We start from the raw sequence: 14,821 nt of genomic DNA on the forward strand, positions 1-14,821 counted from the left end.
TCCCTTCCCGACAATTGAACACCGTTCAGGTTAGAGCACGCGCGACGGCGACCATGCCCGCCCCGATCTGAGCCACCTCGTCGGGCGTGCAGACGAAGGGCGGCATGGCGTAGACCAGCTTGCCGAACGGGCGCAACCACAGCCCATGCTCCAGAGCCGCGTGCGTTGCCACCCGCATGTCGACTGGCTGTTCCATCTCGATCACGCCGATGGCGCCGAGCACCCGCACGTCGGCGACGCCAGGCAGAGCCGCGGCCGGAGCCAATCCCACCTTCAGCCCTGCCTCGATATCGCGAACCCGGCTCTGCCAGTCCTGCCCGATCAGCAGTTCGACCGACGCGACGGAGACCGCGCACGCCAGGGCGTTGGCCATGAACGTGGGCCCGTGCATCAGTGCACCCGCGTCGCTGGTGCTGATGGTGCGCGCGATCTCGGCCGTGCAGAGCGTGGCAGCCAATGTGATGTAGCCACCGGTCAGCGCCTTGCCGACGCACATCACATCGGGTGTCACACCGGCGTGATCGGCGGCGAACAGCGCGCCGGTCCGGCCGAATCCCGTGGCGATCTCGTCAAATATCAACACCACGTCATGGCGCGTGCACGCCTCCCGCAGATCGACCAGATACCGGGGATCGTGGAAACGCATGCCGCCGGCGCCCTGGACCACCGGCTCGACGATGACCGCGGCGAGTTCGTCGGCGTGCTCCGCCAGTTGACGCGCGAAGGCCTCGGCGTAGGCCGGGTCGTAGGCGGACGGCACCGCCGGGGCGAACACCTGCGGGGTGAGAACAGAACGCCACAGCGAGTGCATGCCCCCATCGGGATCGCACACGCTCATCGGGGTGAAGGTGTCGCCGTGGTATCCCCCACGCCACGTCATCAGTCGGTGTCGGCCTGGTCGTCCCCTGGCCACCTGGTACTGCAACGCCATCTTGACCGCGACCTCGACTGACACTGAGCCCGAGTCGCTGAAGAACACCGTGTCCAGGCCGTCGGGAGTGATCTGCACCAGCAACTCCGCCAGCCGCGCGGCGGGCTCGTGGGTCAGTCCACCGAACATGACGTGATTCATGGTGGCGAGCTGGCGCGTGATCGCGTCATCCAGCGCAGGATGCCCGTGTCCGTGAATCGCCGTCCACCATGAACTCATGGCGTCGATCACCTCGACGGGATGGCCGTCATGAACCACGGTTAGCCACGCCCCCTTGGCGCCGACAGCCACAACCGGCGCCAGCGCCTCGGCGCCGATGGTGCTGTAGGGGTGCCAGACGTGCGCGGTGTCGATTGCACTGATTTCAGAGGGTGTCAACGCAGGCACGAAGTCATACTCTGCTCGCTCGGGCGCTCATCGCAAAGCGCGCACTCACAGCGCCGCACGGTAGATTGTCCGACGACCATGCTGACCCTTGACCCACCCCGGAAGGCCTCGCGCACCGATTCCGGGTCACCCTCGCCTGCCGTCATGGGCACCCGTACCTCGGGCTTCTACCGCCATGACCTGGATGGTTTGCGTGGCATAGCGATCGCACTGGTCGCGGTGTTCCACGTCTGGTTCGGCCGGGTATCAGGTGGCGTCGACGTCTTCCTGGCACTGTCGGGGTTCTTCTTCGGCGGACGGCTGTTGCGTGCGTCACTGTCGTCGACCACCTCGCTGGCGCCGCTGCCCGAGGTGAAGCGGTTGGTACGCCGGCTGCTTCCCGCGCTGGTCGTGGTGCTGGCAGCCTCCGCGGTGCTGACCATCCTGGTGCAGCCCGAGACTCGGTGGGAGGCGTTCGCCGACCAGAGCCTGGCAAGCCTGGGCTACTACCAGAACTGGGAATTGGCAAGCACGGCGGCCGATTACCTACGTGCCGGCGAGGCCGTCAGCCCGCTGCAGCACATCTGGTCAATGTCCGTGCAGGGCCAGTTCTACATCGCGTTCCTGGTGTTGATCTTCGCCTTCGCCTACCTGTTCCGCAGACTGCTGGGCCGCCACCTCCGGGTCGCGCTGATCGTGCTGCTGTCCGCGCTGACCATCGCGTCGTTCGTGTACGCGATCATCGCCCACAACGCCGACCAGGCCACCGCCTACTACAACAGCTTCGCCCGTGCCTGGGAACTGCTCCTCGGCGCCCTGGCGGGAGCCCTCGTGCCATTCGTGCGGTGCCCGATGTGGCTGCGCACTGTGGTTTCGGTGGTGGCGCTGGCCGCGATCGTGTCGTGCGGTTTCCTCATCGACGGCGTCAAGGAGTTCCCGGGTCCGTGGACGCTGGTTCCGGTGGGCGCGACCATCCTGTTCATCCTCAGCGCAGCCAACCGCGCCGCTGACCCGCACCTCACCCGCGCCGACGGCCGGATGCCGCTGCCCAACCGGTGGTTGGCCTCCGCGCCGTTCGTATCGCTCGGCGCGATGGCGTACTCCCTGTACCTGTGGCACTGGCCACTGCTGATCTTCTGGCTGGCCTACTCCGGGCACAGCCGCGCGAACTTCCTCGAGGGCGCGGCCGTACTTCTGATCTCCGGCGTGCTGGCGTGGCTGACCACCCGCTATGTGGAGGAGCCGCTGCGGTTGCACGCTCCCGTCGCGCAGAAGCCGGCCGTTGCGATACCGCTGCGCATTCGGCTGCGCAGGCCCACCATCGTGCTGGGCTCGATCGTGACGTTGCTCGGCGTCGCGCTGACCGCCACATCGTTCACGTGGCGTGAGCACATGACCATCCAGCGCGCCAACGGCAAGGAACTGTCGGGGCTGTCATCGCGCGACTACCCGGGTGCGCGCGCACTCGTCAACCATGCGCGCGTGCCCAAACTGCCGATGCGCCCCACGGTGCTGGAGGCCACGGACGATCTACCGCAGAGCACAACCGACAAGTGCATCGGCGATTTCGACAACGTCGACGTCATCACCTGCACCTACGGCGACGCATCGGCGAAGCGCACCATCGCGCTGGCCGGCGGCTCGCACGCCGAGCACTGGCTCACCGCGCTGGACCTTCTTGGCCGGCTACACGACTTCAAGGTCGTGACATACCTCAAAATGGGCTGCCCGCTGACCACCGAACAGAATCCGCTGGTCATGGGCGACAACAGGCCCTACCCGAAGTGTCGCGTGTGGAATGAGAAGGTGATGCCGCGACTGATCGCCGACCATCCCGACTACGTGTTCACGACGTCGACGAGACCGTGGAACATCAAGGACGGCGACGTCATGCCGGGCACCTACGTCGGCATCTGGAAGGCGTTCGCCGACGCCGGAATTCCGGTGCTGGCGATGCGCGACACGCCATGGCTGGTCCGTGACGGTGAGCCGTTCTTCCCGGCGGACTGTCTGGCCAGCGGCGGTGATGCCATCTCCTGCGGCATCAAGCGCTCCAAGGTACTGTCCGACCACAACCCCACTCTGGATTTCGTGGAGCGGTTCCCGCTGTTGAAACCGCTCGATATGAGTGAAGCTGTGTGCCGGGATGACTACTGTCGGGCAGTGGAGGGAAATGTGTTGATTTATCACGACTCTCATCACTTCACCACCACCTACATGCGAACCATGACCAATGAGCTGGGTCGCCAGGTCGCCGCTGTCACCGGCTGGTGGTAGGCGTCCGCGCACGCAAGGAGCGTAGATAGCAATGGTCTCCGCGATCTGGCCGGGCACGCCCTACCCGATGGGCGCAACGTATGACGGTGCGGGCACCAACTTCTCGGTGTTCTCCGAGGTCGCCGAGAAGGTCGAACTGTGCCTGATCGCCAAGGACGGCACCGAGGAACGCATCACACTCGACGAGGTCGACGGCTATGTCTGGCACAGCTTCCTTCCCACCGTCACGCCCGGCCAGCGTTACGGGTACCGCGTGCACGGGCCGTGGGACCCCGAGGCCGGTCACCGATGCGATCCGAGCAAGCTGCTCCTCGACCCGTACGGAAAGTCATTCCACGGTGACTTCGAGTTCACCCAGGCCCTGTTCTCCTACGACCTGAACGCCGAGGACCTCGCCACGGGCGGCACCCCACCGGGGGTGGACTCGTTGGGGCACACCATGACCAGCGTCGTCATCAACCCCTTCTTCAACTGGGCGTCGGACCGCGCGCCCAACACGCCGTACCACGAGACCGTCATCTACGAGGCCCACGTCAAGGGCATGACCGAGACCCATCCCGGCATCCCGGACGAGCTGCGCGGCACCTACGCCGGCCTGGCCCACCCAGTGATCATCGAGCATCTCAAGTCACTCGGCGTGACGGCCATCGAGTTGATGCCGGTACACCAGTTCATGCACGACCACCGACTGCTGGACCTCGGGCTGCGAAACTACTGGGGCTACAACACCTTCGGATTCTTTGCCCCCCACTACCAGTACGCCGCCAACCAGCACGCCGGCGGCGCGGTGGCCGAGTTCAAGACGATGGTGCGGTCGTTCCACGAGGCGGGTATCGAGGTCATCCTCGATGTGGTGTACAACCACACCGCCGAGGGCAACCACCTCGGCCCCACCATCAACTTCCGAGGCATCGACAACGCCGCGTACTACCGACTGCTGGACGGCGACCCGAAGTTCTACAAGGACTTCACCGGTACGGGTAACAGCCTCAACGCACGCCATCCCCACACGCTGCAGCTGATCATGGACTCGCTGCGCTACTGGGTGCTGGAGATGCGCGTCGACGGGTTCCGGTTCGACCTGGCCTCCACCCTGGCCCGCGAGTTCTACGACGTCGACCGCCTCTCGGCCTTCTTCGATCTGGTCCAACAGGACCCGGTGGTCAGCCAGGTCAAACTCATCGCCGAACCGTGGGATATCGGCGAGGGCGGCTACCAGGTCGGAAACTTCCCCGGTTTGTGGACCGAGTGGAACGGGAAGTATCGCGACACTGTGCGTGACTACTGGCGGGGAGAGCCCGCAACCCTTGGCGAGTTCGCGTCCCGACTGACCGGGTCGTCTGACCTCTACGAGGCGACCGGCCGCCGACCGGGCGCCAGCATCAACTTCGTGACGTGCCACGACGGCTTCACCCTGGCCGACCTCGTCTCCTACAACGAGAAGCACAACGAGGCCAACGGCGAGGACAACCGGGACGGCGAGAGCCATAACCGGTCCTGGAACTGCGGGGTGGAGGGACCCACCGACGACCCCGACATCCTGGAGCTGCGGGCCCGGCAGATGCGCAATGTCTTCGGCACGCTGATGCTGTCTCAGGGCACCCCGATGATCAGCCACGGCGACGAGATCGGCCGCACACAGCGCGGTAACAACAACGTCTACTGCCAGGACTCCGAGCTGTCCTGGATGGACTGGTCGCTGTGCGAGACAAACGCCGACCTACTCGCGTTCACCCGCAAGGCGGTCGCCCTGCGCAAGGCCCACCCCGTGTTCCGCCGCCGACGGTTCTTCGCGGGCAAGCCGATCCGCACAGGCGGACAGGTTCGCGACATCGCATGGCTGACACCAGCCGGCGAGGAGATGACACCAGAGGACTGGGGCGCGGCATTCGGCAAGAGCATCGCCGTCTTCCTCAACGGCGATGCCATCCCGGAACCGAACGCCCGCGGCGAACGCGTCACCGGTGACTCATTCCTACTGTGTTTCAACGCCTTCAGCGAGAACCTCGACTTCGTCATTCCCGCCGACTGGTACGCCGAGCAGTGGACCGCGGACCTCGACACCGCAGATCCCACCGGGGACACCAGCCTCGTGGTGGTGGCCGGCGAGAAGGTCACGCTGCAAGCCCGGTCACTGCTCGTCCTACGCAAGACAGCCTGACCCGTGCCGTCACCGATCCTCTCGACCTACCGGCTTCAGCTGCGCGGGCCGAAGAGCGGGCAACCGTTCACCTTCGCCGACGCCGAGAACCTACTGGACTACCTCGACGACCTCGGTGTCAGTCACCTGTACCTGTCCCCCATCCTGACCGCAGCCGAAGGCTCCTCGCACGGCTACGACGTCACCGATCCCACCACGGTGTCGGCCGAGCTCGGTGGCGCCGAGGGGCTGGCCCGGCTGTCGGCCGCCGCACGTGTGCGTGGCATCGGCCTGATCGTCGACATCGTGCCCAATCACGTCGGCGTCGATGATCCGCGGCAGAACCGGTGGTGGTGGGATCTGCTGACCCACGGCCGCGACTCGCACTACGCCACGTACTTCGACGTCGACTGGGAACTCGACCCGGATGGTCGAATAGTGCTGCCGGTGCTGGGATCTGATGACGACGTCGATGATCTGGTGGTCGACGGCGATCTGCTCCGTCTCGGCGATCGAGTGTGGCCGATCGCCCCCGGCAGCGCCGGTGGCACCGCCGCGGGCACAATTGGCGGCACCGCCGCCGAGGTGCACGGCCGGCAGAACTACAGGCTGATCAGCTGGCGCGCCAACATCTGCGGCTACCGCAGGTTCTTCTCGATAACCTCACTCGCGGCGCTGCGCCAGGAGGATCGTGCCGTCTTCGACGCGACCCACGTCGAGGTGAAGCGCTGGTTCGACGAGGACCTGGTGGATGGGGTACGCATCGACCACCCGGACGGATTGTCCGATCCCCCCTGCTATCTCACCTGGCTACGCGAGACAACCGGGCCAGACGCCTGGATCGTGATCGAGAAGATCCTCGCCGGCGATGAGGCATTGGACCTCACCCTGCCCGTCGCGGGTACCACCGGCTACGACGCGTTGCGTGAGATCGGTGGCCTGTTCGTCGATCCGACCGGTACCCAGGCGCTGACCGAACTCGCCGACTCCACCGGTGACGACTCCGGCCAGATCCACGCCGCGGCACGCACTCTCAAGTTCGAGGCGATCACCGGGACGCTGCACAGCGAGGTGAGCCGGTTGCGGCGCGCCGTCGTCCGCGCCACAGGTGATGACCACCCCGATCTCATCGGAGCGATCGCCGACCTGGTCAGCCGGGTCGGCGTCTACCGGTCGGACTATCCGACGCTGGCCTCGGTGCTTCCCGTGGCGCTGGCGCAGACCGCCGCCCAGGCACCGCATCTGGAGGCACCGCTGGCACTCGTCGCCACCGCCGTCGCGACGAACCCCGAGAGCGCGACACGCCTTCAGCAGTTGTGCGGTGCGGCCACCGCGAAGTCGATGGAGGACTGCCTGTTCTACCGGGATGCACGCTTGGTCTCGCTCAACGAGGTGGGCGGCGAACCGGCGTGGTTCGGGGTGGGCAGCGCCGAGTTCCACGATCGCACCGCGACCCGGGGGCGGCTGTGGCCGGCGGCGATGACGACGCTGTCCACGCACGACACCAAGCGGGGCGAGGATGTCCGCGCCCGCATCGGCGTGCTGTCCCAGGTGCCCTCGTTGTGGACCGAACTGATCGGGAAGTGGACACTGCAGAATCCTCCCCCAGACCCGGCGACCGCACTCTTCCTGTGGCAGAACGTGTTCGGGGTGTGGCCAATCGACGGAGACATCACCGCCGGGCTGCGTGAGCGCCTGCACGCCTACGCGGAGAAGGCGATCCGCGAGGCGGCAGTGCACACCAGCTGGAACGCGCCGAACTCAGAGTTCGAGTCAGCTGTCCACACCTGGCTCGACGGTGTGCTGGCACCTCCGGTGGCCACCGAGATGACAACGCTTGTCGGTCGCCTCGACGAGTACGGCCGCAGTGACGCCTTGGGCCAGAAGCTGATCGCGCTGACCGCGCCCGGTGTGCCCGACGTTTACCAGGGCACCGAACTGTGGGAGGACAGCCTCGTCGACCCCGACAACCGCAGACCCGTCGACTTCCGCACGCGCCGCGCGATGTTGCGTATATCGGAGCATCCCAAGCTGCGTGTGACCGCCGAGGCCCTCCGGTTGCGCCGCGAACGGCCTGACACCTTCCTGTCCGGTGACTACCGGCCGGTGCTCGCCGGCGGCACGCGGCGTGAGCACGTCGTCGCGTTCCAGCGTGGCGACGACGTCCTGGTGGCCGTCAGTCGGTGGACCGCGCGGCTCGCCGAAACCGGTTGGGGTGACACCGCCTTACCGCTGCCCGACGGCGACTGGACCGACCGGCTCACCGGACGCCGGTTCGCAGGCACCGTCGGACTGACCGATCTGTACGCCGACCTTCCCGTCGCACTTCTGGCGAAGACCCTTGGCTGAGCACGAGTTCGCAGTCTGGGCGCCCCGTCCCGAGCGGGTCCGGCTCGATGTCGACGGCGCACTGCATCCGATGGTGCGCTCCGACGATGGGTGGTGGCGGACGACGCTCGCCGTGCCGGCCGACGCCCGGTACGGCTTCGTGGTGGATGACGAGGAGAAGGTGCTGCCCGACCCCCGTTCGCCCCGACAGCCCGACGGTGTGCACGAGCGCTCGCAGCTGTGGGACCCGTCGGCCGCGACGTGGACCGATGCGGGCTGGTCCGGACGATCCGTCGAGGGTGCGGTCATCTACGAGCTTCACATCGGCACCTTCACACCAGAGGGCACCTTCGACTCTGCGGTTGAAAGACTGGATCACCTAGTGGATCTCGGTGTGAATCTGGTCGAGGTCATGCCGGTGAACGCCTTCAGCGGTACGCACGGCTGGGGCTATGACGGCGTGCTTTGGTATGCGGTCCACGAACCCTACGGCGGCCCCGACGGTCTGGTCCGCTTCGTCGACGCCTGCCATGCCCGCGGGCTGGGCGTGCTCATCGACGCCGTCTTCAACCACCTCGGCCCGTCCGGCAACTACCTGCCGCGGTTCGGCCCGTACCTGTCAGCGGGCAGCAACCCGTGGGGTGAGTGCATCAACATCGCCGATGCCGATTCCGACGAGGTGCGCCGCCACATCATCGAGTGCGCGCTGCGCTGGATGCGAGACTTCCACGCCGACGGCCTGCGCCTGGACGCCGTGCACGCCCTGATGGACACCACCGCCGTGCACATCCTCGAGGAACTCTCATCCGAGACCGATGAACTGGCAACGCAACTGGGCAGACCGTTGAGCCTGATCGCCGAGAGCGACCTCAACGACCCACGCCTCATCACCCCCCGTGACCGCGGCGGCTACGGTATGACCGCCCAGTGGGACGACGATATCCATCACGCCATCCACACCGCCGTATCGGGCGAACGGCAGGGCTACTACGCCGATTTCGGCACGCTCTCCACGCTGGCCACGACGCTGAAACACGGGTACTTCCACGCAGGCACGTACTCCTCGTTTCGGCACCGCAGGCACGGCCGGCCGCTCGACACCGCGACCATCCCAGCGACCCGACTGCTGGCCTACACACTCACCCACGACCAGGTGGGCAACCGCGCGATCGGCGACCGGCCGTCTCAGAACCTGGATTTCGGGCAGCTGGCGGTGAAGGCGGCGCTCGTCCTTGGATCTCCCTACACCGCAATGCTGTTCATGGGCGAGGAATGGGGGTCATCCAGTCCGTTCCAGTTCTTCAGCAGCCACCCGGAGCCGGAGCTCGCACGGGCCACCGCCGAGGGGCGCAAGGCCGAGTTCGCCCAGCACGGCTGGGACGCCGACGAGGTCCCCGATCCTCAGGACCCCGCCACCTTCGCCCGGTCGAAGGTGAACTGGGACGAGGTGGGCATCAGCGAGCACGCCAGGCTGCTCGAGGTGTATCGCGGCCTCATCGCGCTGCGACGCAATGAACCCGACCTCGCCGACCCGTGGCTGGATCACCTGCGGATCGACTTCGACGAGCGACAGCACTGGATCGTGATGCATCGCGGCGCGTTGGCGGTCGCCTGCAATCTCGGTGCCACACCTGCTGATGTGCCCGTCACCGGTGAGGTGCTGCTGGCGTGGGATCAGCCGATTGTCGGCGAAACCACTGTCCTGCCGGGCCATTCGTTCGCCATTCTGCGAACCGTCAAGTAGTCATCCACAGGCAGCCCCCTGTGGATGGATCGTTTCCCCGGCACGCCGGTTAGGGGACATGCTCGCCGGTATGGCTAATCCGTACCACCCACCCCCACTCGAGACCGCGACCGATCCGATCCACTCCACGGCCGACCTCGGCCAGCGGTGGCGCGCACTCATGGGTGAGCTCGGGTTTGGGGAGAGACTTCTGCGATTCGTGTTCGTCGGGCCGGACCGACGTCTGCTCAAGGTGCTCCACGACATGCCGGTGCCCGACCGACCGACACCCCGGATAGTCGACGATCTCTTCGGCATGCTGCGCGCAGTGCTCGATGAGATCGGCCCAGACGTCACCGTCGCCCTACTGCTGAGCCGGCCGGGCACCGGAGGAATCAGCGGGCGCGACCGGCGGTGGGCGACGCTGCTCGACAGGGGTGCCGCGCGATTCGACGTGCCGATCCATCCGATCTTCCGCGCCAACGACGAGTCGCTCGTGCTCGTCGAGCCCGAGGGCGCTGCCCGTGCGTCGGCGGTTTAGGTCAGATAGCGATACGCCGGAGAGCCGGGCTCGAGTAGCTCGATATGGCACTCGGAGTCACGCATCCGCGCCATCAGACCGTCGAGGTCGGAGGCGTTGGCCATCTCGACGCCGACCAGCGCCTCCCCCGTCTCGCGGTTGTTTCGCTTGACGTACTCGAACAGCGTGATGTCGTCGTCGGGTCCGAGCACCCCGTCGAGGAAACGGCGCAGGGCCCCGGGCTCCTGCGGGAAGTCGACCAGGAAGTAGTGCTTGAGGCCGAGATGGACCAGCGAGCGCTCCAGCACCTCGCCGTAGCGAGACACGTCGTTGTTACCACCCGATATCAGGCACACCACGGTCGATCCCGGGGCAATGTCGGCTTCGAGCAATCCGGCGACCGACAGGGCGCCCGCGGGCTCGGCGATGATGCCCTCGTTCTGGTACAGATCAAGCATCGCCGTGCACACCGCGCCCTCGTCGACCGCGGTGATCGTGACCATATCCCCGGCCTGTGTGAGCACCGAGAATGGAAGCGCCCCAGCCTTGTTCACCGCGGCACCATCGACGAACTGATCGACGTCGTCGAGGACCACCGGCTCCCCTGCCGACAGGGCAGCCAACATCGACGCGGCACCCGCCGGCTCCACGCCGAGTACCGCGGTCCGGGTGGTGCGCTCGGTGAGATAGCTGGTGACGCCGCTGATACAGCCACCACCGCCGACCGGAACGATCACCAGATCGGGCTCGGTGTCGAGTTGGTCAAGCAGTTCGACAGCGATCGTGCCCTGCCCCGCCATGGTGCGCAGATCGTCATAGGGCGGTACCAGGGTGGCGCCGGTGCGGGCCACATCCTCGAGCGCCGCCTCGGCGGCCATGTCGTAGGTCTTGCCGCCGACGATCAGCTCAATGAACTCGCCGCCGTGATAGCGAATCCGGTCGCGCTTCTGCTTCGGCGTCTTGGCCGGCACGTACACCCGGCCGTGGATGCCCATCTCACGGCACGCCAGCGCGAATCCCTGCGCGTGGTTACCCGCCGAGGAGCACACCACGCCGGCTGCGATCTCCTCGGCGGTGAGCTGCCTGAGCAGGTTGTACGCACCCCGGACCTTGTAGGACCGGACGACCTGCAGGTCCTCACGCTTGAGGTAGACCAGCGCGCCGGTCAGTTGCGACAGCCGATCGCTGAACTGCAGCGGTGTCGGTGAGACCACCCCGGAAATTCGCTGAGCCGCCGCCTCGATATCAGCCGCGCTCAGCGGCGACATCCGGGAACTCTGACTCAGTTGCGTGGACACCGGTCAATGGTGCCACGTGGCGCGAAGCCGATTGATTTGGCGGCGGGAAATCAGTTCACCGGGCTCAACACGAACACCGGGATCTGCCGATCGGTCTTCTTCTGATACTCGGCGTAGTCGGGCCAGGCGGCGACCGCGCGCTCCCACCAGACGGCCTTCTCGTCGCCGAACACCTCGCGGGCCTCGTAGTCCTTGGTCACCGTGCCGTCCTGCAATTCCACTCGGGGATGCGCGACGATGTTGTGGTACCAGACGGGGTGCTTCGGCGCGCCGCCCAGCGACGCGACCACGGCGTACTCCCCGTCGTGCTCCACCCGCATCAGCGGGGTCTTGCGGATCTTGCCCGTTTTAGCCCCGATGGTGGTCAGCAGGATGACGGGCTTGCCCTTCATCTCGGTGCCCTCGGTCCCGCCTGAGGCCATGTACTGCTCGGCGTTCTCTCGGGCCCAGTCCAGTGTGCTTGGTTCGTAGTCTCCGGTCAGTGGCATCCCACCAGCCTAGGGCTCCACGAAACAGGTCAACCTAGATTCAGAGTTTCGGTTGACCGAAAACTTCGATGCGAGCTATCGTAGAACCCATGACCGCGCCCATCCAGCTGCCGCCCCAGGTGCACATCGCCGGGGTTGCATGGCCGATGTACAAGCTGGTGGCGCTGGCAGTCGGAGCGGTAGTGCTCGCCCTGGTCGGCCTGGTGACGATGTCACTCGGCCCGGCCGTCATCGCCGCATCGGCGACCGGCACGGCCATCTGGCTCGCCATGGGCCTCCTGCAACACTCCGAGGACTAGCCCCCTCTCCCGCGAGTGCGCGTGTCTGAGGGCGACACGCCGGTCTCGGATACGAGTTTCCGCACGCTCGCCAGAATGGTGAATTCTCTTCTGCCCCTTTGGTTTCACCAGCCACAAATCCGAGATTCCTGTCGGTGTATCGAACTAGTGTTCGAAGTATGTCGGTGGCGGAGTTGCATGACTACCAGGGCCCGGTCGTCGCGGCCCTCGATGCGCTCGACGCCGCCCTCGATGACCTGGACCAGGCGTGCCTCGACACGCTGAGCCACCGTCGACTCCTCGATGTCATGGACCGCCTGGAACGGGTGAACCGCAGACTGCCCGTCACCGGGAATCGCGTCCTCAACCGGCTGGCTGCTGAGGCCAACCCGCTCGAACTCGGCGACACCACACTGCGAAAGCTACTGGCCTTCCGGTTGCGAATCAGCGTCAACGAGGCCAGCAAGCGCATCGACACCGCCGCCGACCTGGGCCCCCGGCGCACCCTGACCGGCCAACCGCTACCACCCGTTTTGGAGCGCACCGCCGCCGCTCAGGCCCGCGGCCAGATCAACACCGAACACATCGCGATCATCCGCAAGTTCTTCGCCGACCTACCCGAGCACATCGACACCCAGACCCGCACCGACGCCGAGACCGACCTGGTGCGTGTGGCCGCCAAACAGAGCCCCGAGGGGCTGCGCAGTGCCACTGCTCTGCTGCTCGCGCTGCTACACCCCGACGGGGACTACACCGACGCCCAACGCGACCGCCGCCGCGGCATCTCGATCGGCAACCAGGGCGCTGACGGGCTGAGCCGCATCAGCGGACACCTCACCCCCCAACTGCGCGCCACCCTCGAACCGATCCTCGCCAAATGGGGCAAGCCCGGCATGTGCAACCCCAACGACCAGACACCCACCATCGACGGCGAACCCACCGACGCCGCCATCGACAGCGATGACCGCACCCAATACCAACGCAACCACGACGCCCTACTCGCCATGGGCCGCAACCTGCTGTGCTCAGGACAACTCGGCCAACACCACGGGCTACCGACCACCATCATCGTCACCACCACCCTGCAACAGCTCGAATCCGGGACCGGGCACGCCATCACCGCCGGCGGCACCCGACTACCCATGCGCGACGTCATCGCGCAGGCCTCCCACGCCTTCCACTACCTGGCGGTGTTCGACCAACACACCGAAGCGGCCCTCCACCTCGGGCGCACCCGACGCTGCGCCACCGGCGCCCAACGCATCGTGCTCTACGCAAAAGACCGTGGCTGCACCCGACCCGGCTGCACAGCCTCGGGCTACACATGCCAAGCCCACCACGCCGTCGCGGACTGGAAGAACGGCGGCCAAACCAACATCGACGAACTCACCCTGGCCTGCGGACCCGACAACCGCCTCATCGAACAAACCGAGTGGCGCACCCGAAAACGCAAAGACGGCCGCACCGAATGGATCCCACCCCCACACCTCGACACCGGCCAAGCACGCGTCAACGACCTGCACCACCCCGAACGCATGCTGCACCCAACCGACGACGGGGAATCCGACCAGGATGACGAGGGTCTCTAGCGCAATTTGAAACTGGCGGGATTGCAGCCTGCGCGCACGTCCTGTGCAGCGGTGGGACCGTCGTGGGCCTCATTCGGAAGGAGCAGATCGAGCTCGTACTGTTGAAGGGCGCTCGGTGGATTGAGGTGTCGCGCCCGAGCTACAGCGTCCACCTCGTCCTCTTCTCCGGGGAGAGTCAGGTTGATGACGACCGATTCTCGCGCGGAGCCCGCTCCGAAGAAACCCTCTTGGTCGAGATCAGCCAGTGCGCCCGTCAGTGCATTTGTCAGCGCGGTGCGCAGTTCGTCGGAGAACTCATACGGGTCGCCAAGGTCTGTGAACAGACGCTCGACCTGTCCAAAGAACTCGTCATGGCCGAACAGGTCGTACGGTGAATCGGACTCAGACCAACGCAGCTCTCGTTCCGCCGCCCAAGGTCTGGGCTGTGTCGCCGCTTCAGCGACGATGCGCTGGAGTCCCTCGACAGAGCATGCTGTCGGCGCCGGCTGATGGAGCGCGGCGGTCGTCCACAGCCCGTAATAGTAGAAAGTCTCGTTGGGGCATGCGTGGCGCAGCTCGGTCCAAGCTTTGCGACAGGCCTCGCGTACGGTCTCACGGATTGAATGGACAGCGTCAGCAGGGTCCGTGCTCGACGTGGTCACCAATCATCTCCTCAAGCTGTATGCGTCAATCACGCTAGTGCGATTCGCGATCCCACCGCGATCTTTGGGGTTGAGCTGCGCGCACGCTCGCTCATACGGTCCATGCACAGCGTCGGTGACCAGGGAGCCCGGTCAGGCCCAGCCCAGCGTCGTTGCTGACGCCTGTGCCTCAAGAGCCACGACGGGCTGACAGGCTGGATACGAAACCAGCCTGCCGAACTTGTCCGGAGCTCCCAGGGTCG

The 14,821-nt window shown here is 66.2% G+C and carries 11 protein-coding genes; 7 read left to right on the top strand and 4 right to left on the bottom strand.

All coding sequences use genetic code 11. The features are described from left to right. Positions 1 to 25: 25 nt before the first annotated feature. A complete protein-coding gene (locus ABIA65_RS27255) occupies positions 26 to 1,318 on the bottom strand; it encodes an adenosylmethionine--8-amino-7-oxononanoate transaminase (protein ID WP_241404897.1) in 1,293 nt (430 codons plus the stop codon). A gap of 78 nt (positions 1,319 to 1,396) precedes the next feature. Here ABIA65_RS27255 and sucT point away from each other — a divergent pair, with 78 nt between their 5' ends. From sucT to ABIA65_RS27280, 5 genes are all read left to right on the top strand, one after another. Beyond that, positions 1,397 to 3,574 (top strand): acetyltransferase SucT, encoded by a 2,178-nt coding sequence (sucT, locus tag ABIA65_RS27260; protein ID WP_354525503.1) that lies wholly within the window; start codon positions 1,397 to 1,399, stop codon positions 3,572 to 3,574. Positions 3,575 to 3,605: 31 nt separating this feature from the next. Beyond that, the gene (gene glgX / locus ABIA65_RS27265) at positions 3,606 to 5,735 is read left to right on the top strand and encodes a glycogen debranching protein GlgX (protein WP_354525504.1); all 2,130 of its coding nucleotides are present in this window, start codon (positions 3,606 to 3,608) and stop codon (positions 5,733 to 5,735) included. A gap of 3 nt (positions 5,736 to 5,738) precedes the next feature. Then, a complete protein-coding gene (treY, locus tag ABIA65_RS27270; RefSeq protein WP_354525505.1) occupies positions 5,739 to 8,063 on the top strand; it encodes a malto-oligosyltrehalose synthase in 2,325 nt (774 codons plus the stop codon). Continuing rightward, the gene (gene treZ, locus ABIA65_RS27275; protein ID WP_354525506.1) at positions 8,056 to 9,786 is read left to right on the top strand and encodes a malto-oligosyltrehalose trehalohydrolase; all 1,731 of its coding nucleotides are present in this window, start codon (positions 8,056 to 8,058) and stop codon (positions 9,784 to 9,786) included. Before treY ends, treZ begins: the two co-directional genes overlap by 8 nt. A gap of 70 nt (positions 9,787 to 9,856) precedes the next feature. Beyond that, positions 9,857 to 10,306, top strand: a complete 450-nt coding sequence (locus ABIA65_RS27280; RefSeq protein WP_354525507.1) for a hypothetical protein — start codon at positions 9,857 to 9,859, stop codon at positions 10,304 to 10,306. Here the strand turns inward: ABIA65_RS27280 and ilvA are convergent. Further along, positions 10,303 to 11,583 carry a threonine ammonia-lyase IlvA gene (gene ilvA / locus ABIA65_RS27285; RefSeq protein ID WP_354525508.1) on the bottom strand — a complete coding sequence of 427 codons (1,281 nt, stop codon included), beginning with the start codon at positions 11,581 to 11,583 and terminating at the stop codon, positions 10,303 to 10,305. The genes ABIA65_RS27280 and ilvA overlap by 4 nt on opposite strands. A 50-nt stretch (positions 11,584 to 11,633) precedes the next feature. Beyond that, positions 11,634 to 12,071, bottom strand: a complete 438-nt coding sequence (locus tag ABIA65_RS27290; protein ID WP_354525509.1) for a nitroreductase family deazaflavin-dependent oxidoreductase — start codon at positions 12,069 to 12,071, stop codon at positions 11,634 to 11,636. Between the two features lie 89 nt (positions 12,072 to 12,160). Between ABIA65_RS27290 and ABIA65_RS27295 the strand changes: the two genes are divergently transcribed. Together ABIA65_RS27295 and ABIA65_RS27300 are read left to right on the top strand one after the other, a co-directional pair. After that, positions 12,161 to 12,370 carry a hypothetical protein gene (locus ABIA65_RS27295; protein WP_241404889.1) on the top strand — a complete coding sequence of 70 codons (210 nt, stop codon included), beginning with the start codon at positions 12,161 to 12,163 and terminating at the stop codon, positions 12,368 to 12,370. A 158-nt stretch (positions 12,371 to 12,528) separates the two neighbouring features. Continuing rightward, the gene (locus ABIA65_RS27300; protein WP_354525510.1) at positions 12,529 to 13,938 is read left to right on the top strand and encodes an HNH endonuclease signature motif containing protein; all 1,410 of its coding nucleotides are present in this window, start codon (positions 12,529 to 12,531) and stop codon (positions 13,936 to 13,938) included. On the opposite strand, the gene ABIA65_RS27305 is transcribed toward ABIA65_RS27300, so the two are convergent. Continuing rightward, a complete protein-coding gene (locus ABIA65_RS27305) occupies positions 13,935 to 14,579 on the bottom strand; it encodes a DUF4303 domain-containing protein (RefSeq protein WP_354525511.1) in 645 nt (214 codons plus the stop codon). The two genes, ABIA65_RS27300 and ABIA65_RS27305, sit on opposite strands and share 4 nt — an antisense overlap. Positions 14,580 to 14,821 lie beyond the last annotated feature (242 nt).

This window comes from Mycolicibacterium sp. 624 (genome assembly GCF_040548615.1).
In the GTDB taxonomy this organism is placed as follows: domain Bacteria; phylum Actinomycetota; class Actinomycetes; order Mycobacteriales; family Mycobacteriaceae; genus Mycobacterium.